We start from the raw sequence: 21683 nt of genomic DNA, 5'->3' as shown, positions 1-21683 counted from the left end.
GCTGCTGACTCGTAGTTCATGATTTCCGCGATAGCCATTGTGGGGCCTGAATCGGGTCTGACGAACCGACGGAAAGTATCAGGGGGTCGAATGAGCGTTGCAGGTATCAACAGCAGCGAGTTCGTCGTACTCTGTATTCTTGCAGCCGTATTGATCGGACCAGAAAAACTTCCGTACTACGCTAAAAAACTTGCGACCTTGATCCGGGAATTACGACGTCTTGCCGACGGTGCTCAAACCCAGCTCCGTCAGGAGCTGGGCGACGAATTCGATGAGCTGAACCTAGCAAAGTTCAATCCGTGCCAATACGATCCGCGCAGGATCATCAGAGATGCGCTACTGGAAGAATTTGATGATCCTGCTTCGGATGGCAAGCGGGAAGGCCGCACAACCACGAACCAATACAAGTCGACGCAACTAGAAACAGTACTGACGCCAACATCTATGCAGGCACCTTTCGACAACGAAGCCACATGATGTCGTTCATGAATTCTAGTAGAAGGAGCAGGCCCTTAGCAGGCCAACCTCTGCTTCGCTGGTTAACCGTGAGTATTTATCGCTAAAGGCTGTTGGTGGAGCAGCATGTTCTCTGCTCACTACCGGGTCCGGGGAGGTATCTGGGGTAAACTCGCTACTGCGAGTTGTGCACTATGAAAATAGTTGCGGTCCTTGCCTACTACTTTGGCAATTAGCTACGTAGGACAATCTCTACTGGTTCCATCTCTTGGCCAGCCTTATACTGACCGTTAAACAGAACCGAGCCTTGCTCGGTGAGTCGTGCTTCAAAGCGGGTTTTGACTAAGCCGAAGGCGTTTGACACCGTGGTTTCGGTTAGTTCGGCCAACGGTGCGCGGGTACCGGACTGATCTGCGACGCTGAGTAGAATCTTGTCACCATGCTCTTCGATGTGCGGTTCAATCAGATCCAGTTTCATCATCCCGCCGTGTCCTTCAAACGAGACGTTGCCCTTAAAATGAAGTTCTCCCTCGGGGGCTTCTGTTTGGTTGGAAACCGGAAAAGCCAGGTTGTTTCCAACTTGCCAGACACCATTGGAAGCTTCGATTCGCCCGTCGGGTAGCGATGAAATATATCCTACGAAGGACGCTTTCAGGCCCCATTGCAGGTGAGGCTGAAACGGATCACCTACCGGTGCACCATTCATACCCATCATCGTGTTTTTCCCCTTTTGTGTAGGCGCTTCATATGGTGCGCAAATTAGATCCGGGGATCAGTATTACATACTCGCTAGTTTTGGGATACTACTGGTTACGTTTGTCGCGCTCGTGGTACCAAACCTTTTCGATAAATGGTTCTCCAGAGCCTTGGAGCATAACCTCAACGTCATCAAAGACCGTGCCGTCTGGCAGCGTGAGGTCAGCGGTAGCCCATGAACCATTCCACGGCCCCAGCTCAAGATGGGTGGGATTGTATTTAAGCTGAATATTAGCTTCCAAGTCATTCCTTGAATCGAAATAACCGGTAATACCCATGGCGAGGAACACGATGGTCAGGACTGCAACGAGCGCAGCGACGATCAGCTCAATGCGAATGGAGGAACGTAATGCGTAAGTTTGGTAGCCGTCTACCAGGGTGGAGAACTTTCGCCGACGTAGCATCCCATGGATGAACAGGGGAATGAAGATCAACAAGCAAACGACTGCAACGCCCAGATAAAACAGTGGGATCACGAAGTTGACATCGGCGAATTTACTGGCATCCATCGCATTATTCTAACGAGAATAAAGCTAGTTAGCTAGAGCAAATAAACACTATCTGATGTCTCAAATGCCTGATTGTGCGGGCCGTTTTGTATTCGCCGCCCGCACGACCAATTTAGATTTCTCGGGGTTAGATTGCTTTGCCTGGATTGAGAATTCCTTGAGGGTCAAAGACCGCACGTAGCCGTCGCTGTAACTGCAACGAAGTCTCACCAATTTCCTCGGCGAGCCAGTCCTGCTTGAGTAACCCGATTCCGTGTTCTCCGGTGAGCGTCCCGCCTAATTCCTTAGCCAGATAGAACATGTCAGCCAACGCAAGTTTCGCGGCCCCCGTAGTAATGGATTGCCCTTCAGGAACCACAATGATTGGGTGTAGATTTCCGTCCGCTGCGTGAGCAATCGTGAAAATTTCTACGCCACGCTCGGCTTCGATACGTTGTAACCCGGCGAACGCTTCGGCAAGACGATTGCGTGGCACACCGATATCGCAGATCGATACCGTGCCCAGTAACTCCATGCTTGGGATCGCTTGGCGTCTCGCTTCGATCAGGGCGTGGGCCTCTTCTTCATTTTCGGCAAGTTCAACATGGCTGGCCAACGGGGCAATTGTTTGGGTGAGTGCTTGCATCTCCAGTTGTGCGCCAAAACCATCGGTCTGCGCCAATAACAACGCTCCACCACGCTGTTGATGTTCGGTCCCCAACGCTGCATCTATCGCCCACAGAGATTTGCCGTCCATCAGTTCGAGTACCGAGGGTTGTAGTCGGGCAGCGATGACCGCCGAGGCAGCCTGCGCGGCGGTGTTTTCATCGGCGAAGTAGGCAACCATGGTGGAGGTGAACCGGGGTTTGGGACGTAAGCGGAGTACCGCTTCCACCACGATGCCTAAGGTACCTTCCGAACCAATGAGCAAGGCGTTCATGTCATACCCGGCTACACCCTTGATGGTGCGACGTCCGGTGCGCAATAGCTGGCCATCGGGCAACACCACCAACAGGCTGAGTACGGACTCGCGGGTCACCCCATACTTGGCGCACCACATGCCGCCCGCGTTTGTGGCAATATTTCCGCCAATGGAGCAGATTGCGGTACTTGCTGGGTCTGGAGCGTAGAACAATTCATGTTCTCCGGCCGCCCGGTTTACTTCAGCATTGAGCACTCCAGGCTGGACTACGGCAAGCTGCTCTACAGGATCAATGGTTAAGATCTGGTTCATCCGCGATAAATCGAGCACCACCTCGCCGGCTTGTGCACAGGATCCTGCAGCCAGACCGGTGCCAGCTCCACGCGGAACGATCTTCACCCCATGCTCATGAGCCAAACTCATCGCCAACACCACATCATCGATGCTTTGGGCAAAGATCACCCCATCGGCAAAGCTTTCCGGGATATAACCGGAACGGTCAATGCTTGCCTGCTGGCAAGCTTGCTGATCTGTGGAAGCTTGCGGGTGCGCGTTCAGCAGCAACGCGGTGGACTCGTTGAGCTCGGAGGGGATCACTTTGAGGTCCTGGTCTTAGTAGGGAAGAAAATGCTAAAAGGCCCGGAGGAAACACAATATGTGCTTCCTCCGGGCCTGATATTGCTCATCGCTAGACGGTTACAAACTTGTCCGCGACAACGAGCGCCTGCTCCAGACGATCGAGTGCCTCGATAAGAACCTCGTCGGCAATGTTCATGGCCGGAACCACGTGCAGCCGGTTGAAGTTTGCGAACGGCAACAAACCGGCTGCCTTGGCCGCCGCGACGACTTCATTCATTTCAGCTGACGAGCCACCGTAGGCCGCTAATGGCTCACGAGTTTCACGATTCTTCACCAGCTCAATGGCCCAGAACACTCCGGTGCCACGAACCTCGCCGACCGACGGATGGTCGGCATAGAAACGTTCGAGACGGGGACCAATGATTTCCTCGCCTAGACGCTTCGCGTTAGCGATCATATTTTCGTCTTCCATTGCGGTGATGGTCGCCACCGCCGCAGCGCAGGCCAGTGGGTGCCCGGAATATGTCAGGCCTCCAGGGTACTGACGCTCGCGGAAGGTCTCATAGATCGCCTCACTGATCGCCACACCACCTAGTGGAACATAGCCGGAGTTCACTCCCTTGGCGAAGGTCAACAGATCTGGGGTGACATCCCAGTGATTAACCGCGAACCATTCACCGGAACGTCCAAAGCCTGCCATGACCTCATCGGCGATGTAAACGATCCCGTATTTACGGGTCAACTCCCGTACCCCCGCCAAGTAACCTGCCGGTGGCAGGTATATTCCGGCGGTGCCGGGAATCGATTCGAGGATTAGCGCGCCGATAGTCGAGGCACCTTCCAAGATGATGGTGTCTTCCAAGTGCTTCAGCGCCCGCTCGGTTTCCTCGGCTTCGGTGGTTGAACCAAAGTAGGAACGGTAGGGGTAAGCAGGGAAGAAGTGCACTACCCCGTCGGTGGCATGATCCGATGCATGACGACGTGGATCTCCGGTCGCGTTCACCGCGAGGTGAGTGCCGCCATGATAGGAACGGTAGGCGGAAAGCACCTTGTGTTTCCCGGTGTGCAGCCGTGCCATGCGAATGGCGTGTTCTACCGCATCGGCTCCACCGTTGGTGAAGAAGATCCGGTTCAAATCACCTGGGGTTCGTTCGGCGATGAGCCGGGCTGCCTCGGAACGTGCGTCGTTAACATGCTGCGGGGCAATCGTTACGATCTTGCCCGCCTGCTCTTGAATGGCTGCGATGACCTTGGGGTGCTGGTGACCAATATTTGTGTTCACTAGCTGACTGGAAATATCGATCAGTTGGCGTCCTTCGCCATCCCAGACATAAGAGTCCTGAGTTTTCAGGATGGTCATCGGAGCGAAGGGCCCCTGGGCCTGCCACGAATGGAATACGTGGTCGCGGTCCAGCTGGTAGGCACGCTTGCCTGCCTCAATCTCTTCCACCGAAATTTCGGTGGTGAGCTGCTCGGTCATGAATCTAGTTCTTTCTACTGGAACCACTGAGAAGGGATGCGGACTAATCGTTCTGCGGGAAGCCGAGGTTGATGCCACCGTGGCTCGGATCAAGCCAACGCTTAGTGACGACCTTGTTGCGGGTGAAGAACTTGAAGCCCTCCGGACCGTACGCATGCTGGTCACCGAACAACGAGGCTTTCCAACCACCGAAGGAGTGGTAACCCACCGGTACCGGGATAGGCACGTTGACGCCGACCATGCCAACCTGGATTTCGTTCTCAAAACGTCTGGCGGCGCCACCGTCATTGGTGAAGATCGCGGTGCCATTGCCGTACTTCGAAGCGTTGATCAGGTCGATACCTTCGTTGAAGGTTTCTACCCGAACTACCGACAGGACTGGGCCGAAGATTTCATCGGTGTAGATGGACATGTCGGTACCGACCTTGTCGAACAAGGTCGGGTGCAAGAAGAATCCGTTACCGTCGGCATCTAGCTGTCCGGTGCGACCATCAACTACCAGCTCCGCGCCGGAGCTAATGCCTTGCTCAATGTATCCTGCGACCTTGTCACGGTGTTCACCGGTGATCAGCGGACCCATATCGCAACCACGTGTTCCATCGCCTACGCGCAACTTCTTGGCACGTTCGGCAATTTTAGCGACTAGTTCATCGGCAATGGTTTCCAGTGCAACCACTACGGAAATCGCCATGCAACGCTCACCGGCGGCGCCGAATCCGGCGTTCACCGCCATATCAGCTGCTAGATCTAGATCTGCATCTGGCAACACGAGCATGTGGTTCTTCGCTCCACCGAAGGCCTGAACACGCTTGCCGTGGGAGGTACCCGTGGAGTAAACGTACTGAGCGATAGGGGTGGAGCCAACGAAAGATACGGTATCCACGCGTGGGTCGGTCAACAAGGTATCCACTGATTCCTTATCGCCATGGACAACGTTTAGTACCCCCTCGGGTAGGCCAGCTTCTGCGAAGAGTTCTGCCATCCACTGTGCAGCCGTAGGATCCTTTTCCGAAGGCTTGAGAACAACGGTGTTACCGGAGGCGATGGCTACCGGGAAGAACCAGAGGGGAACCATTGCAGGGAAGTTGAATGGCGAGATGATGGCGGAGACGCCTACCGGCTGACGCAGGGACTGAACATCCACGCCGGTGGAAGCGTTCTCGGAGTATTCGCCCTTGAGCAGGTAGGGGGCGTTGCAGCACAGCTCAACAATTTCCATGCCGCGGGCAATTTCGCCCAAGGCGTCGTCCAGCACCTTGCCGTGTTCGGCGGTGATAATGGCCGCTAGTTCACCCTTGCGCTCGGCAAGCAACTGGCGGAAGGTGAACATGATGGCGGTGCGGCGAGCCAGTGAGGTGTCACGCCACTTCGGGAATGCTTCGCGTGCGGAGGCGATTGCGGCCTCGGTGGTGTTCTTCGAAGCGAGAGCCACCTCGCGCGCTACTTCACCGGTAGCTGGATTGTAGACCTTGGCGGTGCGGGTATCGCCCTCACCGGTGAATGGAGCGTTGTTAACCCAGTGCTGCAGAGTTTCGGTGACAGTAGTCGTCATGGATCTTCCCTTCAAAGCGTGAATTGATATCTGACTCCATCTTGCGTCACCAATATGACTGACGACACATGCAATGTGTCATGATTTAGTAAGTAATACTTACGCTCTGTAAAGGTGTGAATGATGAGTATAAGAACCGCGGGGTCTTTGACCATGGGTGATGTCTTGGCTTTGCCGGTAGTTCAAGACGCGGATCCGCTGGTTCTCTCCGGGGAGAAAAATCTAGATGTGAACCTTCGTTGGGTCCATGTCACCGAATCGGCAGACAACGTTGATCTGCTCTTTGGACGCGAAGTGGTGCTGACGACCTTACGCAATGTGGAACCAACAGCGCAACGATTGCGTTCGTTTATGAGTCAACTTGCCCAAGCTGGTGCCGCCGGGGTGATTGTGGAGCTTTTAGTTGACTCAGGGAATCCGAACTCTCGGCTGGCAAAACATTTAGCCGACGCCGTACAGGGGCTAGAACTACCGGTAATCCACCTGCGTAAAAAGGTACGTTTTGTGCAGATCACCGAGGTCATCCACGAACGGCTTGTTTCCGAGCAACTGGCCGCCGTGCAGTTCTCTCGCAACGTCCACGAAATCTACACCGAACTATCGCTCAATGAAGCTGATGAGCAACGCATCGTGGAACGCACCTCCGAACTACTTGGTGCTCCGGTAGTCCTCGAAGACGTACGCCACCACGTGCTGGCTCACGCTGGAGCCGGGTACGGTGCCGAATCGGTGCTGGCACATTGGATGAACCGCTCAAAATTTGTTGGCTACGCGGAACAAACCGGGCGAGGGCACGGCACCGAAAACTGGCTGCAAACCCCGGTAGGCGCGGTGCGTAACCGTTGGGGCCGGTTAATCGTCCCGGATGAACTAGACGATGAACATAACGCAGCCCTGGTTCTTGAACGTGCCGGACAGACACTCACTATCGCCCGGCTATCCGGGCGTGACCAACGTGAATTGCTCTATCAAGCACGCACCTCGATGATGCATGAGCTACAACAACATCATTCATATACGGACAAAGAAGTCGCTGTCCGCGCCCAATCTCTCGGCTTAGATAGCGGATCGCACTATGTACCACTAGTCATCGCCCTTGCCGAAGCTGAAAATTACAGCCCCACAGACCTGCAACTTCGCGAACGAGAAGTGTTGGAAGTGATTGACCAAGTGGCAGAAAACATGCGAGTAGGAGTACTTGCAGGCTCCCTGCGCTCTGGGTGCCTTGCAGTCATTGTGCCGGTATCCGCCAAACAACTGGTAGCCAACGCCTTGCAACGTTTTACCCGCCAACTCACCGAAATGCTCACTACGCACATTGCCATCGGGGTCGCAGCGGAGGAGATCAGCATTGCTGCTAGCGCTCGCCGGTTAGAAGAGGCCGCACACGTGGCCGAGATTGTCCCTAACCTTCCCACCCGCGCCCGTCCCTATTATCGTTTTGCGGATCTGCGTCTACGCGGAGTACTTTCTGCCATGGGGCAGGATGCACGAATGAGAAGTTTCGCGCTCACCGAACTATCTGGATTGCTTTCCCCAATGGACACAGATGGACTTGAACTGCTGGAGCTGTTTCTTAACCATGGGGGCAACAAGAGCACCTTAGCTAAGGAAAGCTACCTATCTCGTCCCACGCTTTACGCCCGGCTGACGAAACTGGAAGACAAGCTTGGCGTTTCGCTGGGAACCGCCGAGTCTAGGGCGAGCCTGCAAGTTGCGTTGCTTTGGTACCGAATGCATGGATAACAGCAAAACCAGGCTTCGCAGCTGCGAGAAATGCCGAGGGAGACCTCGGGGTTCCGTTGAGCGTCGCCCTATTCGTGCAGCAGATTTTCCCAAAGCTAATCTCCGCTCGGGGTTCATTCTTCAGTGCTATACGGTTTGCGTGCATCTGGCATGCTCTGTGTTGACCACTCAGCGATCCATGGACCGGTATTTTCGGAAACATCGCGCACGCCGTCCTCTAACCATTCAAAATCTCCGTTCAAGAGTTTTGACGCAACTTGTTCATCACGGTGGGTGGTGTTGTTCCACAAGTGCCTAAAATGTTCTTCGCATCGTTTGGTTGCTTGTTCACAGAACGCTTGTGCGAGCGTCTCTGCGGAGAATCTTTCGGGTGCTCCAGCCTCATGCAAGGACAAGGTCTTAGTGATTGTTGCTGCCATTGCAAAAAGCTCGGCACCGATATCAACGATGTGGCCAAGGAAAACTTGTTGTTTATCCATACCGGCCTGCCAGCGCGCCATCCCAGCAAAAGTTTGCCGTGCCAAGCGTCTGGAGCTGCGTTCAATAAAGCGTAGGTGCTTGGCCAGTGGGCCTTGATCCGAGAATGATCCGGGCACGGTTCCGGCTCCGACCATAAGTTTGGGTAACCACCGGGCGTAGAAGCCGGATGCATCAACGGCGGCTCGGGCTTTATCCTCAAGACTGGAACCAGCCTGTGCCAGAGCTCCTGCTGCTTGCAAGTGTGCGTCCACCGCTTCGCGGGCAATCAGTAGATGCATGATTTCGGTAGAACCTTCGAAGATTCGGTTAATACGTAAATCGCGCAGTAGCTGTTCGGCGGGCACCGCTCGTTCTCCACGGGCGGCTTGGGAGGCAGCCGTTTCGTATCCACGACCGCCACGGATCTGAATTAGCTCATCAACAATTTTGCAAGAGACCTCGGAACTGTAGAGCTTGGCGAGAGCTGCTTCGATTCGGACATCTTTCATGCCTGCGTCTGCCAGGCTCGCGCTCAGCTCGAAGACCGCCTCCAGAGCGTAGGTGCTTGCTGCCATATAGGAAAGCTTGGCGGCAACTGCTTGGTGCTTACCTACGGGTAGACCCCATTGCACTCGGGCTGCTGACCATTCACGAGCAATTTTGGTGGACCATTTTCCTGCTCCTGCGCACATGGCAGGAATCGACAATCGACCGGTATTTAAGGTGCTCAGCGCAATTTTCAGCCCGGAACCCTCACGGCTTAATCGATTTTCTACCGGAACACGCACCGCAGAGAACCGTGTCACGCCATTTTCGATTCCACGCAGTCCCATGAAAGCGTTGCGATTTTCTACGGTGATGCCGGCGCTGTTTGCCTCCACGATAAAAGCGGTAATCCCGCCCTTGCCTGCGGGTTCGGCTCCTTGAGTCTCATGTGGTTTGACTAGCGCCATGACGACGAGTAAGTCGGCGACTACACCATTGGTGGTCCAGAGCTTGGACCCTTCCACAACGTAGTGGGTTCCGTCCTCGCTGAGCGTGGCGTAAGTACCTAGTCTGGCTGGATCAGAGCCCACATCATTTTCGGTGAGTAGGAATGCGCTGATCTCGCCGGCCGCACAACGCGGAAGATAGGTGCGTTTTTGTTCTGACGTTCCAAAACTTTTGACCGGTTCTGGTACACCGATTGATTGGTGAGCCGAAAGTAATGCACCAATGGCTGGGGAGACCGAACCTACTCGCATTAAAGCCCGCCCGTAATCAAGCAAGCTCAGCTCCAATCCGCCGTATTCTTCGGGGATCTTCATTCCAAAGGCGCCCACCTCGCGTAGCGCTTTGATGTATTCGGCGGGGATGCGGGCAGCTTCTTCGATGCGCGATGCGTCGAACCCATCGAGCACAGGAATTAGTTGCGCAAGGAATTTTTCGCCACGTGCGGCGGATTGGGCATCTTGAACTGGAATGGGGGTGATCAGCGAAAAGTCCACGTCGCCCATGTAGATACCTTTGGCGAAACTGGGACGTTCCCACGTCTGTTCACGGGAGGCCTCGGCAACTTCTCGGGCGCTGGCCGCGTCAACATTGGTACTAACGGGTTCCGGGTTCGGGCTCATGGCAGATCCTTTGCATTCCAGGCGTTGTTGCCCTGGTGGCATGCTCGCCTGACCACTGGTGGCCCAAGCCTAGCGCTGATTCTGCGGAGAGGATAGAGAAGAACGAAACCCCTGCAAAGACCGAGGTAAGCAACAGCGGTCGCGGGGACAGTAACCGTTTCTGTGCTCGGCAAGAATTTCTGGGCGACTATTTATTGGATGTGGGGTCCAACCTCACGCAACAGTGCCCAGCTTCAGGTGATACCGGACAAGGCTGATAAGGGGCGCCGCTGGTTTCTACGACGGCCCCAAGAAGTTCTCGGTTCATCATGCATACGGTGTCCGCGAATTGTGCGGATAGCTGATGGAAAGGGCAATCGGTCAGATGAATTGAGCCAGCCTTGTCAGTCTCGGGGAGATATCCGCCTTTTGTGAGCATCTGGTCCAGAGACTCATTGGAGGTTGCTAAGGCTTGGCCTGACTCGCGGGATACCTCGGCGAGCAATTCATTGACCGGACGTTGCTCTCGTGTGGCATGTTCGATGGCCTGTGCCATGATGTGGGCAGCCAACGTGTATTCGCGGTGTGGGACGCTGGCTTCAATTTCCTGGGTGACCAGCGAATACAGTTTTGAAGGCCGGCCGGAGCCGGGGCCGCTAGTCTCACCGAGTTTTCGGAATTCGTAGGTCAGCAGTCCCTCTTTCGCTAAGCGTTCAAGCTGAAAGGACACGGTATTTCTGGGCAGATCTAGTGCTTGGGCGACCGCGTCACGGCTAGCTGGCTCGGTGGTGCGGCGCAGATATTCATAGATTTTTGCCCGCAAAGGATCGGCCAATGCCGAGACGGCGTGGACCGAACGTTTTCGAGAAAAGAGTTGCATAGAGACAGTCTAAATCTAAAGTTGGCATTTGTTGACTTAGAAGCTTACTGGTTCTAAAGTTGTGATTACTACTTTTAGAAAGGAGGGGTCAGCATGTCTTCAATAACAGCTGGATCCTCAGAGTTGCGGTCGCGGGCGTTGGAGCACCAAGCATTCTTGTTGTTGCGAACCATCTTCACGGTGGCGCCGATCTTGTTTGGGCTGGACAAGTTTTTCAACTTGCTCACCGATTGGACCCATTACCTCGCACCGCTGGCAACTGACATCATCCCGGTGTCGCCAGAATTGTTTATGTACGCCGTAGGCGTTGTGGAAATTGCGGCCGGTATCTTGGTGGCGTTGCGCCCGAAGCTCGGTTCGGTGGTGGTGAGCCTCTGGTTGTTGGGGATCATCGTGAACTTGCTGATACTTCCTGGCTACTTTGACGTCGCATTGCGTGACTTCGGCTTGTTGATCGGAGCGTTGGCGTTGAATCGTCTGGCCTCGGCCCGAACGGCACTGCAGCGCTAAATTTCCGCAGAAAAATAAAGCTGGCAGCCGCCTCCCTGTGGGGGAGACGACCGCCAGCTTTGTTGCTTGAAAATATCTGAAACTTCGCTAGATCTTATTTGCCGCTTCTTTGAGAACTGAGCGCAGGATCGATTCGATCTGATCAAATTCTGGTTGCGCGATGGTCAGTGGTGGAGCCAGCTGAATCACCGGATCGCCGCGATCATCTGCGCGGCAGTACAGCCCTGCTTCCCACAGTGCAGGGGAGAGATACTGACGCAGCAACCTTTCGGATTCCTCATCGTTAAAGGTTTCTTTGGTGTTCTTGTCCTTGACCAGTTCAATTCCATAGAAGTAGCCAGCCCCGCGCACGTCGCCCACGATATCGAGGTCCTTGAGCTTATCTAGCGTCGCTTTGAAGTTATCGGCATTGTTCTTGACGTTATCGTTGAGCCCCTCGCGCTCAAAAATATCAAGGTTCGCCATCGCCACGGCCGCAGCCACCGGATGGCCGCCAAAGGTGTAACCATGGTAAAAAGTGGTGTCGCCCTTGGTGAATGGCTCAAAGAGCTTGTCTGAAACCACCATGACACCTAATGGAACATACCCACTGGTCAGTGCCTTGGCCGAGGTGATGATGTCCGGGACGTAGCCGAAGTCGTTACACGCGAACATCGAACCGATGCGGCCAAAGGCGCAAATAGTCTCGTCTGAGACGAGCAAGACATCGTACTCGTCACAGATCTCGCGGACACGATCAAAATAGCCAGGAGGTGGTGGGAAACAGCCGCCGGAATTCTGAACGGGTTCCAAGAACACCGCAGCGACGGTATCAGCACCTTCAAATTCAATGGCCTCACGAATTCTCTCCGCAGCCCAGAGCCCGAAGTCTTTTTCGTTGTCGGCAAACATTTCCGGAGCCCGGTAGAAGTTAGTGTTTGGAACTCGAAAGGTTCCCGGAACCAGCGGCTCAAACGGAGTCTTCATATCCGGCAGGGAAGTAATCGCCAGAGCACCCTGCGGGGTTCCGTGGTAGGCCAAAGCCCTGGAAATAACTTTCGTTTTTCCCGGGAACCCTTTCATCTTAAAATGCTGTTTGGCCAGTTTGAAAGCCGATTCAACTGCTTCGCCTCCACCGGTGGTGAAGAAGACTCGGTTGAGATCTCCTGGGGCATAGTGCGCTAGGCGTTCGGCGAGATCAATTGCAGGCTCGTGGGCGTATGACCATAGAGGCATAAAAGCCAATTTTTCTGCCTGTTTTGCTGCCGCTTCGGCTAGTTCCGCACGCCCGTGCCCGGCGTTCACAACAAAGAGCCCGGAGAGCCCATCGATATATTCTTTGCCTTGATCGTCATAGATCTTATGTCCACTACCGCGGGAAATAATTGGCACGGTCCCACCATTGTGAAGGCCTGAATGACGTGCCATGTGCATCCATAGATGGTCGCGGGCAGCTTGCTGTCGATCGGTACCGCGTGGAGTTTTACTCATCGTGTTCCCCAGTTGTATTCCTGTTTTTTCAGTGAAAGATACGTATATGTACTAGTGCTGACAACGCCTTCGGTGCCGCGAATTTTACTGATTACGCGCAAGAGGTCCTCGTCGCTGGTGCAAATTACTTCGGCCAGGATGTCGGCGCTTCCCGCGGTCACTACGCAGTAGTCCACCTCGGGTACTTCTGCGATTCGATCTGCCGTGGCGTTAATGTCGCTTGAGGCGATTATTCCGATCATCGCCTGCCGGGTGAACCCCAGCTCCAATGGATTGGTTACCGCAACGATTTGCATGGCTCGACTGTCCACCAATTTCTGCACGCGCTGACGAACCGCGGCCTCGCTGAGGCCCACTGCTTTGCCGATGGCTGCATAGGAGCGTCGCCCATCCTCTTGCAGTTGCTCGATGATTTCTTTAGAAATTTCGTCGATAGTCGCCGCTACGTGATTATGCGGTGGCATGGTCATCCGTTATCGACCTCCCGGGTCTTTCGATGCATAGGCGCCACCCAAAAACTGTCGTCGTTTTGGGTATAGCACCGACCATACATCTACTGATCCAGTTGCGAAAGGGGTAATTTTTTATTGTTTCCAGCATTAGAAACACAGATTTAACATCGATACTTGTGTGAATCTCTTGTTTCGCTGGCGGAGAGCTGACATTATGAACGTCATTGATATCTTGTGTGGCGCGTCACAGTCGCCAAACTGTTTGAGCCCTCAACGTTAGGACGGAATCATGTCTCCCCAGCGACGACAACTACCTGAAGATCCACAGATCCGCGCACTGGTCCAAGCGATGAGCCAACGCTCAATGTCACGCCGCGGAGTTCTGGGAGCTGCTGGCGCTTTGGGGTTGGGTGGTCTTTTGGCAGCCTGCGGAACCGGCGGCAAAAGTGGTGGAAGTTCAGCGTCAGCAGTCAGCGTCAAAGACATTTCCGATACCGATCCGACGGTGAACTGGGCAAACTGGACGCTGTACCTTGACTATGACGAGAAGAGCAAAAGCTACCCGACTCTTGACCAGTTCAAAGAGCAGACTGGCATCAGCGTTAATTACGTTGAAGACATTGATGGAAACGACACCTACTATGGCAAAGTCCAAGGGCAGCTCAAAGCGGGTCAAGATATTGGTCAGGACCTCATCACGCTTACCGACTGGATGGCCGGACGCATCATTCGTCAGGGGTACACCCAAGAACTTGACCACGCAAACATCCCGAACCTTGCAAATCTTTTGCCTGATCTGAAAGATGTTGACTTCGATCCAGGCCGCAAGAACTCGATCACCTGGCAGACCGGCTACGCCGGAATCGCCTGGAACAAAAAGAAGTTCCCCAAGGGGCTGAAAAATGTTTCAGACCTTTGGGACCCAGCACTCAAGGGGCGGGTCACCGTGCTCGACGAAATGCGCGACACTATGGGGTTGCTGATGCTTGACCATGGGGTAGATATCACCGGTCAATGGGGTGAGAACGAATTCGGTACCGCCCTAGAAGATCTGCGCAAGAACATTGGAAATGGTCAGATCCGCCAGGTCAAGGGCAATTCGTACAAGTCGGATTTCATCTCTGGTGATGCTATCGCAGGCATTGTTTGGTCCGGAGACATAGTGCAGATGAACTTTGAAAATGATGACCAATGGGAATTTGTGATTCCCGAGGCCGGCGGCACGCTGTGGAGCGATAACTTGATGGTTCCTATCGCTTCGCCACGTAAAGCTAATGCCGAGAAGCTGATCAATTTCTACTACGAACCGAAGGTGGCCGCGGAGGTCGCCGCCTATGTGAACTTTATTTGTCCCGTCATCGGAGCCAAAGAAGAGATGGAAAAAATTGATCCGAGCCTGGTGGATAACCCACTAATTTTCCCAACAGAAGATGACCTCAGCCATGCTCATGTCTTCCGAGCCTTGGACGCCGAGGAAGAAACTACCCTCGGTAGCGAATTCCAAAGCGCGATTGGAGCCTAAGAATATATGTCACGCCAACGTGCCCTTAACGATCAACGGATGAAACTCTCCCAAGCTATTGGGCAAGCTCAGGCGAGTCGTCGAGGGGTACTCGCCGGCGCTGCCGGCCTCGCGCTAGCTGGATTGCTCACCGCTTGCGGCACTAAGGGTGCCAGTAGTTCCCCCGCGGCTTCATTAGCTCCCGCGACAGATCTTTCTGACACCGAAAAACTCGTTCGTTGGGCCAACTGGACACTGTATTTGGACTATGACGACAAGGCGAAAAACTACCCAACCTTGCAACAATTTAAGAAGTCCTCTGGCCTGGACGTGAAATACGTCGAAGACATTGACTCCAACGATTCTTATTACGGCAAAGTGCAATCTCAACTTGCGGCCGGACAAGATATCGGTCAGGACCTGATCGTGCTGACCGACTGGATGACCGAACGCGTGATGCGTCTGGGATACGCACAAGAACTAGACCACGCAAATATTCCAAATATCAAAAATCTGCTCCCCGAGTTGAAAGATGTTCGCTTTGATCCAGGACGTACGAAATCACTAACCTGGCAGTCGGGTTACACCGGTCTGGTGTGGAACAAGGAAGCCTTCCCCACAGGACTACGAAACGTCGAAGACCTGTGGAGTCCAGAACTCAAGGCGCGGGTGACGCTTTTGGACGAAATGCGTGACACGATTCCGATTCTCCTACTTGACCAAGGCATAGATATCGCCGGCCAATGGGGACAGGACGAATTCGCCGGAGCTTTAGAAATACTCGATAAAAACATTCAGAACGGCCAAATCAGACAGGTCAAGGGCAACTCGTATAAGCAGGATCTTATTTCCGGCGATGCGCTAGCAGGAATCGCCTACTCGGGGGACATTACGCAGCTGAACTACGAAGAGGGCAATAAGTGGGAGTTCATCATGCCTGAGCGTGGTGGATTGATTTGGTCAGATAACTTCACTGTTCCCATTGGAGCAACGCATAAGAAAAACGCGGAGAAGCTGATGGATTTCTATTACCAGCCGGATGTGGCCGCAGAAGTCGCTGCCTACGTGAACTATCTGTGCCCCGTGGTAGGCGCACAGCAAGAGATGGAAAAAATTGACCCGGATCTAGTCAACGATCCGTTGATCTTCCCTACCGCAGAATTCTTGAACAACGCAAGCACCGAACGAGAACTGAGCGTGGAGGAAGAAAACGACTTCCAAAACCAGTTCCAAGAAGTAATTGGGGTATAGAACGTGATGAGTGCCAACACCGCAGAAACATCCCGGAATCCCGCGGTACCGCCACGCAGCGAAGGCGCGGACCTAGAACTTAAAGGCATTACCAAGCGCTTTGCTGAGTTCATTGCAGTGAAAGACCTTGACCTCACCGTCCCTTCGGGAACTTTTTTTGCGTTATTGGGACCGTCGGGTTGTGGTAAATCGACAACTCTGCGAATGATCGCCGGATTGGATGCGCCCAGCGAAGGCGAAATTCTCATCGGGGGTAAGAACGTCACTTCGTTGCCTAGCCACCAGCGTGAAGTGAATACCGTCTTTCAGTCCTACGCTTTGTTCCCGCATATGACCGTGCTGGAAAATGTGGCCTTTGGACTCAAACGGAAAAAAGACAAGAAAGCAATGGAAAAGGCCCGGGAAGGTCTAAAAATGGTGGAGCTTGACCACCTCGCCAACCGGCGCCCCGAGCAGCTTTCAGGCGGACAACAACAGCGTGTCGCGTTGGCTAGGGCGCTAGTTAACCGTCCTCAGGTGTTGCTGCTTGACGAACCTCTCGGTGCGTTAGATATGAAGTTGCGTCGGCAGATGCAATTCGAACTCAAAGCGATTCAAACCGAGGTCGGTTTGACCTTTATCCATGTCACTCACGACCAAGAAGAAGCCATGACCATGGCTGATGTTGTTGCGGTGATGAATGAAGGACGCATCGAACAGATGGGTGCGCCTCGTGATCTCTACGAGTTGCCGAAGACAGCCTTTGTGGCCAATTTCTTAGGCAAATCAAATCTCATGCGCGCTCATGTGGTGGGGCAACAAGAAGGACTCATCGAAGCGCAAGCCGCCGGTTGCAAGGTTTTGGTTCCCGTCGAACGGGCAGTGCAGCATGAGGGTGACATCGTCATTGGCGTGCGACCAGAAAAGCTTCACCTACATCGTGAGGCACCCCAAGAATCAACGGGATACAACGAGTTGAGCGGTCAGGTCATTGATGTTTCGTTTACCGGAACCACCACGGAGTACCTGATCGAGGTGCCAGACATTGGACGGATCGGAACCTTCTCGCAGAACCGTGGGCAACAACCTGCCCAAATGGGGGATACGGTGTACCTCTCTTGGGACAGCGCTCACTCCTTTGGACTGGCCGGTGACGAGGTAGTTGATGCCGGGGTGGATCAGACATGAGCAAAATGGTGATGACCAAAAAGGGGAAAATCGCCGATTTACGTAGCGCGGAAGAGATCAAGGCAGAACGCCGCAAGGGACGTACCGGGGTATACCTCGTGGTCCCGGGGATGCTGGTCCTCTTTCTGTTCTTTGCCCTTCCGGTGATCGTACTGTTGTCGATGTCCTTATACGCCAGACCCGAAGGCGCGGAAATTGGCGAATTTGTTCCAGCCCTAGAATTTGGCAACTATGTCACGGTGCTTAGTGCGTACTGGTCCGAGCTGGTTCGTTCCTTTGGCTTCGCGCTTATTGCCACGGTACTGGCCTTACTTATTGGCTACCCCATGGCTTACTTGGTCGCGGTGCGTTTACGCCAGCATGGCTTGCTTCAAGGAATTTTGCTGGTCTTGCTGATCGCACCATTCTTCTCTAGCTTTATTCTGCGCACCCAAGCGTGGAAGCAAATCTTGGCCGATGAAGGATGGGTGGCGCAAACCTTAAAGCTGATTGCGGTTCTTCCCGCCGACGGGCATCTGACGGCAACACCCTTCGCGGTGGTAGCGGGCCTGACATATAACTTTTTGCCCTTTATGGTGCTGCCGATTTACGCGAATCTCGGTCGTTTAGACACCAGGCTCTTAGAGGCCTCGGGTGATTTATATGCCAGCCCGATGACATCATTTTTCAAAGTGACCCTGCCGCTGTCTGCCCCCGGAGTTTTTGCCGGGACGCTGCTGACCTTCATTCCGGCGGCTGGTGACTACGTGAACGCCGCACTGTTGGGCAACAACCGAAACACGACAATGATCGGGCAGGTGATCGATTCAAGATTTTTCAAGGTCATCGACTACCCGGGTGCTGCGGCACTGAGTTTCGTTTTGATGCTATCCATCCTGATACTCGTCACCCTCTATATCAGGCGTTTCGGTACCAAGGAATTGATGTAGGAGCCAATGATGAAACAAAAAATAGGGCGCTGGATCATTCCTGCTATTGGTGGGCTGGCCTTCGTCTACCTGCTGGTACCTATCGCGTATATCTTCGTGTTTTCCTTCAACGACGCCGGACGCACAAATCTAGAATGGCGCGGATTCACCTTCGACAATTGGCAAAACCCCTGTGGGGCGCCTGCCGTCTGTGAATCCTTGGTCAATTCTTTGCAGGTAGGTGTGGTGGCGACAATCGTGTCAACTGCCTTAGGCACCTGTATTGCTATCGGGTTGGTGCGGTACAAATTCCGCTTTCGTAAGCTGACCGACGTTCTCATTATTCTTCCGCTCGCCACCCCCGAGGTGGTGCTTGGAGCCTCGCTACTGGCTCAGTTCCTGAATTTAGGGTGGGAACTGGGGTACACCACGATTGTGATCGCGCATATCGTGTTCTGTATGTCTTTTGTGATTGTGACCGTGAGAGCACGTGTTTCTTCACTTGACCCACGCTTGGAAGAGGCTGCAGCCGACCTATACTCCACACCCCGAGCGGCATTCTGGAAGATTACCTTCCCTTTGCTTGTGCCGGGGATCGTGGCGGCCGCATTGTTGTCATTCGCTATGAGTTTTGATGACTTCATTATTACTAACTTCAACTCCGGCACCTTCCAGACGTTCCCAAAGTTCATCTACGTAGCCGCGACCCGCGGTATACCGGCCCAAGCAAACGTCATTGGTTCGGCAATGTTCATCGCTGCCTTGCTGGTAGTTATCGTCGGACAGGTGATGGCTTACCGACGACGCAAGCGATTAGCTCAGGGATAACATCTGTTCATGACAAGTTAAGATCCGTTGGTCCACTCAATTACCCGGACCGAGGGGTCTTTTCTTGTGTCTCGGGCTAACCCGCTGTTCACCTTCCTAGTGCAAGACAGTCAAGTGGACGAATCTCTCAATGAGGCCATATCGATTACTTGTCGATGGCGAAGGTTCCTTTTACTGGCGGGGATACCTGTGGGGCTATAGCCGCTGAACCTGATGTCTAAATTAGCTAACTCTGCATACTTAATGGGTTTGAGCCGAGCAAATTGGGTCGCGACAAGGTAGCATTCTAGCGATTAGAGTATTCCCACGAGGCAATGCGACTTACTGCCGGTGCGGTAGCGAAGAATGGTGTGAAATTACATGGGTGAACAAGTCGACTGGCTAACTGCCGAAGAACGAACGGCCTGGCTGGGACTGAACACGGTCATGTCTTTGCTCCCTGCAGCTTTAGACTCGGACCTACAAGGTCTCGAAGGAATTACACTCTTCGACTATCACATGCTGGCTATGCTCTCCGAGGCGCCAGACCGTGAACTGACCATGACGGATCTTGCTGCGCGCACCAGCGCTTCGTTGTCGCGACTGTCACATGTGGTGAAGAAATTGGAGAAGCGGGGTTGGGTGATTCGCTCACAGTCCGCCGGAGACGCGCGTGTGAAGATCGCCTCATTAACGAAGCAGGGTTGGGATGCGGTGGTCAAGATGGCACCGCATCATGTAAAAACTGTCCGCTCACTTCTTCTAGAATCCTTAGATGACAAGGACATTAAGGATCTAGCGAGGATTTCTCGCAAGGTTGTTAAGGTTTTGGACGAGGATCACTGGGTTCTTGACGAGCCGACCTCCGATTTGGCTCTCTGAGCAATCCCAGATATTCTTATAACGCGTTAATCGCGTGTTTCGTTGTGCCGCCATGATGGTGGAGCAGCGGGTACGCGTAGCCCGTAATACCGAATATCGTAACCACCTGAGTACGGGGAATTGCTCAACCGGTTACGAAGTTCACCGACTTACATACTTTAAGGCTCTTCGGTTGGTTCTCACCCAGCCTGGTTACCTTCCTAGTGTGCAGTATTAACGGTGTTTCACTGGTTGGCGGGGCTCATAACGCACTAAGTGGTGTCGTTATTTCGGTAAGGACACTGCGCGCGAGAACCGCCGAATTTTACTACTAACTAACTAAGGAGTGATCATGGCAGCTGTTTGCCAGGTAACCGGTACTACTCCGGCCTTCGGACATAGCATCTCCCACTCGCACCGTCGCAACAAGCGTCGATTCGATCCGAACATCCAGAAGAAGCGCTACTGGGTTCCGTCCCTGCGCCGCAACGTGACCTTGACCCTTTCGGTTAAGGGCATCAAGCTCATTGACGTTCGTGGTATCGATGCTGTTGTGACCGATCTACTTGCGAAGGGTGTGAAGCTCTAATATGGCAAAGAAGGATAAGGACGTACGTCCTATCATCAAGCTGAAGTCGACCGCCGGTACCGGATTCACTTACGTGACCCGCAAGAATCGTCGTAACAACCCAGACCGTATGGTTCTGAAGAAGTACGACCCTGTTGTCCGTAAGCACGTTGAATTCCGAGAGGAGCGCTAAGACATGGCCAAGAAGTCCAAGATCGCAAAGAACGAACAGCGCAAGGTCATCGTCGAGCGTTACGCTGAAAAGCGCCTCGAACTGAAGAAGACCTTGGTTGACCCGAACGCAACCGACGAAGCCCGCGAGGCTGCACGTCTGGGTCTGCAGAAGCTTCCACGCGATGCTTCGCCGATCCGCGTCCGCAACCGCGACTCGATCGACGGTCGCCCACGTGGTACCTTCCAGAAGTTCGGTATCTCCCGTGTTCGCTTCCGCGACATGGCACACCGTGGTGAGCTTCCGGGCATCACCAAGTCTTCCTGGTAAGCCTCAAAGTCTTCAGACTTTAGCTTTCTAGTACGAATGCCGTCTCAACCCTTCGGGGAGTGAGGCGGCATTCGTCGTTTATACCGGAAACTACTTTCGCCGGGTCCACCAACGCCGCTTGGGTTCTATCGTTCTCTCCACAGGCGGCTGAACCCGGCTACCGCGGCGTTCACGCCACGCTTGCAGCTCGTCATCAATATTGCGCAACTTGGTGATGACCGGGGGACCACCAAGTAGTTGACGGCGCGCCTCGACAACACGCTGGTTGAAGTCGCTCAGGTGCGCACGGACCGTTGCGGCCGTGGGCAAAGCATCCAATGTCTGCTCAAGTTGCTGATCTTCCACCCGCAAGGTCAAAGCCGGCGGACCTAATCCGCTGAGCTGTTCGCGGTGCATCATTGATTTCAGCCACCAGTCCGGATCATCGGTGGATGTAAGGTGATCAATGTTTTGACCGGACAGTGCAAGATTATCGAAGTCTCCCCGAGCGAAGGCTTCATCTAAGACGGTATTGGCTACTTCCCAAGCTTCGTCCTGTGCGTGGAACTGCAACTGTGTGCGCGGTGGACCGCTCACGCTGGGGCGACCGGTCTTCTGCGCGTATTCGTCCACCGGAACAGGTGCTTGGGGCTCGGCAACTAACTTATACCTGGCAGCTTTCAGCGCCGCCTGGTGAGCCGAGTTCTCCGGTAACTTCTCCACCCTTCCATACTGGTACCAGCACAACCTTCTGGGCAACAGGCGATGAACTGCACTTCAAAGGCAATGAGGACGCG

22 protein-coding genes are annotated in these 21683 nt (G+C 54.0%); 12 read left to right on the top strand and 10 right to left on the bottom strand.

Translation table 11 applies throughout. The features are described from left to right. The first annotated feature begins 90 nt into the window (after window positions 1-90). A complete protein-coding gene (locus tag ACX5K5_RS12780) occupies window positions 91-477 on the top strand; it encodes a twin-arginine translocase TatA/TatE family subunit (RefSeq protein ID WP_459174477.1) in 387 nt (128 codons plus the stop codon). A 211-nt stretch (window positions 478-688) separates the two neighbouring features. Here the strand turns inward: ACX5K5_RS12780 and ACX5K5_RS12775 are convergent, their stop codons facing one another. The 5 genes from ACX5K5_RS12775 to ACX5K5_RS12755 all read right to left on the bottom strand — a co-directional run bounded on the left by ACX5K5_RS12775 (window position 689) and on the right by ACX5K5_RS12755 (window position 6233). After that, window positions 689-1171 carry an HtaA domain-containing protein gene (locus ACX5K5_RS12775; RefSeq protein WP_096255584.1) on the bottom strand — a complete coding sequence of 161 codons (483 nt, stop codon included), beginning with the start codon at window positions 1169-1171 and terminating at the stop codon, window positions 689-691. 88 nt (window positions 1172-1259) lie between these two features. Then, window positions 1260-1721, bottom strand: coding sequence for a hypothetical protein (locus tag ACX5K5_RS12770; protein ID WP_188682856.1), 462 nt, complete (start codon window positions 1719-1721; stop codon window positions 1260-1262). Between the two features lie 127 nt (window positions 1722-1848). Continuing rightward, entirely contained in the window at window positions 1849-3219 is a 1371-nt protein-coding gene (locus ACX5K5_RS12765) for an FAD-binding oxidoreductase (RefSeq protein ID WP_459174476.1), read from the bottom strand. 91 nt (window positions 3220-3310) lie between these two features. Then, window positions 3311-4681 carry an aspartate aminotransferase family protein gene (locus ACX5K5_RS12760; RefSeq protein ID WP_459174475.1) on the bottom strand — a complete coding sequence of 457 codons (1371 nt, stop codon included), beginning with the start codon at window positions 4679-4681 and terminating at the stop codon, window positions 3311-3313. A 43-nt stretch (window positions 4682-4724) separates the two neighbouring features. Next, window positions 4725-6233, bottom strand: coding sequence for a CoA-acylating methylmalonate-semialdehyde dehydrogenase (locus ACX5K5_RS12755; RefSeq protein ID WP_459174474.1), 1509 nt, complete (start codon window positions 6231-6233; stop codon window positions 4725-4727). A gap of 123 nt (window positions 6234-6356) precedes the next feature. Here ACX5K5_RS12755 and ACX5K5_RS12750 point away from each other — a divergent pair, with 123 nt between their 5' ends. Next, window positions 6357-7979 (top strand): PucR family transcriptional regulator, encoded by a 1623-nt coding sequence (locus ACX5K5_RS12750; RefSeq protein WP_443451548.1) that lies wholly within the window; start codon window positions 6357-6359, stop codon window positions 7977-7979. A 113-nt stretch (window positions 7980-8092) separates the two neighbouring features. Here the strand turns inward: ACX5K5_RS12750 and ACX5K5_RS12745 are convergent, their stop codons facing one another. After that, window positions 8093-10051 carry an acyl-CoA dehydrogenase family protein gene (locus ACX5K5_RS12745; RefSeq protein WP_459174473.1) on the bottom strand — a complete coding sequence of 653 codons (1959 nt, stop codon included), beginning with the start codon at window positions 10049-10051 and terminating at the stop codon, window positions 8093-8095. Between the two features lie 187 nt (window positions 10052-10238). Continuing rightward, entirely contained in the window at window positions 10239-10910 is a 672-nt protein-coding gene (locus ACX5K5_RS12740) for a helix-turn-helix transcriptional regulator (RefSeq protein WP_459174472.1), read from the bottom strand. Between the two features lie 93 nt (window positions 10911-11003). On the opposite strand from ACX5K5_RS12740, the gene ACX5K5_RS12735 reads away from it, so the two are divergent. Further along, window positions 11004-11420 carry a hypothetical protein gene (locus tag ACX5K5_RS12735; protein WP_459174471.1) on the top strand — a complete coding sequence of 139 codons (417 nt, stop codon included), beginning with the start codon at window positions 11004-11006 and terminating at the stop codon, window positions 11418-11420. A gap of 87 nt (window positions 11421-11507) precedes the next feature. Here the strand turns inward: ACX5K5_RS12735 and ACX5K5_RS12730 are convergent, their stop codons facing one another. Continuing rightward, window positions 11508-12890 (bottom strand): aspartate aminotransferase family protein, encoded by a 1383-nt coding sequence (locus tag ACX5K5_RS12730; RefSeq protein WP_443443354.1) that lies wholly within the window; start codon window positions 12888-12890, stop codon window positions 11508-11510. Continuing rightward, on the bottom strand, window positions 12887-13360 hold the full coding sequence (locus tag ACX5K5_RS12725) for an Lrp/AsnC family transcriptional regulator (protein ID WP_441664339.1): 474 nt from the start codon (window positions 13358-13360) through the stop codon (window positions 12887-12889). The genes ACX5K5_RS12730 and ACX5K5_RS12725 overlap by 4 nt, the downstream gene beginning before the upstream one ends. A gap of 271 nt (window positions 13361-13631) precedes the next feature. On the opposite strand from ACX5K5_RS12725, the gene ACX5K5_RS12720 reads away from it, so the two are divergent. The 9 genes from ACX5K5_RS12720 (at window position 13632) to rpsN (ending at window position 20907) form a co-directional block, all read left to right on the top strand. Then, window positions 13632-14864 (top strand): ABC transporter substrate-binding protein, encoded by a 1233-nt coding sequence (locus ACX5K5_RS12720; protein ID WP_096255567.1) that lies wholly within the window; start codon window positions 13632-13634, stop codon window positions 14862-14864. 6 nt (window positions 14865-14870) lie between these two features. Then, entirely contained in the window at window positions 14871-16094 is a 1224-nt protein-coding gene (locus ACX5K5_RS12715) for an ABC transporter substrate-binding protein (protein ID WP_459174470.1), read from the top strand. A gap of 6 nt (window positions 16095-16100) precedes the next feature. After that, window positions 16101-17261, top strand: a complete 1161-nt coding sequence (locus ACX5K5_RS12710) for an ABC transporter ATP-binding protein (RefSeq protein ID WP_096255563.1) — start codon at window positions 16101-16103, stop codon at window positions 17259-17261. A 5-nt stretch (window positions 17262-17266) separates the two neighbouring features. Then, the gene (locus tag ACX5K5_RS12705) at window positions 17267-18190 is read left to right on the top strand and encodes an ABC transporter permease (RefSeq protein ID WP_170947815.1); all 924 of its coding nucleotides are present in this window, start codon (window positions 17267-17269) and stop codon (window positions 18188-18190) included. Window positions 18191-18199: 9 nt separating this feature from the next. After that, window positions 18200-18997 (top strand): ABC transporter permease, encoded by a 798-nt coding sequence (locus ACX5K5_RS12700; protein WP_096255814.1) that lies wholly within the window; start codon window positions 18200-18202, stop codon window positions 18995-18997. Window positions 18998-19357: 360 nt separating this feature from the next. After that, window positions 19358-19858: a MarR family winged helix-turn-helix transcriptional regulator gene (locus ACX5K5_RS12695; RefSeq protein ID WP_096255561.1), complete on the top strand. Its 501-nt coding sequence runs from the start codon at window positions 19358-19360 to the stop codon at window positions 19856-19858. 331 nt (window positions 19859-20189) lie between these two features. Beyond that, the gene (rpmB, locus tag ACX5K5_RS12690; protein WP_096255559.1) at window positions 20190-20426 is read left to right on the top strand and encodes a 50S ribosomal protein L28; all 237 of its coding nucleotides are present in this window, start codon (window positions 20190-20192) and stop codon (window positions 20424-20426) included. 1 nt (window position 20427) lies between these two features. Next, the gene (gene rpmG, locus ACX5K5_RS12685; protein WP_054821834.1) at window positions 20428-20598 is read left to right on the top strand and encodes a 50S ribosomal protein L33; all 171 of its coding nucleotides are present in this window, start codon (window positions 20428-20430) and stop codon (window positions 20596-20598) included. A 3-nt stretch (window positions 20599-20601) separates the two neighbouring features. Next, window positions 20602-20907, top strand: a complete 306-nt coding sequence (gene rpsN, locus ACX5K5_RS12680; protein ID WP_096255557.1) for a 30S ribosomal protein S14 — start codon at window positions 20602-20604, stop codon at window positions 20905-20907. A gap of 90 nt (window positions 20908-20997) precedes the next feature. On the opposite strand, the gene ACX5K5_RS12675 is transcribed toward rpsN, so the two are convergent. Further along, complete coding sequence (locus ACX5K5_RS12675) at window positions 20998-21609, bottom strand: DnaJ family domain-containing protein (protein WP_346059306.1); 612 nt, start codon at window positions 21607-21609, stop codon at window positions 20998-21000. Window positions 21610-21683 lie beyond the last annotated feature (74 nt).

It is taken from the genome of Glutamicibacter bergerei, assembly GCF_054495185.1.
Note: the sequence above shows the minus strand (reverse complement) of the source record. Positions and strands in the feature narration are given on the sequence as shown.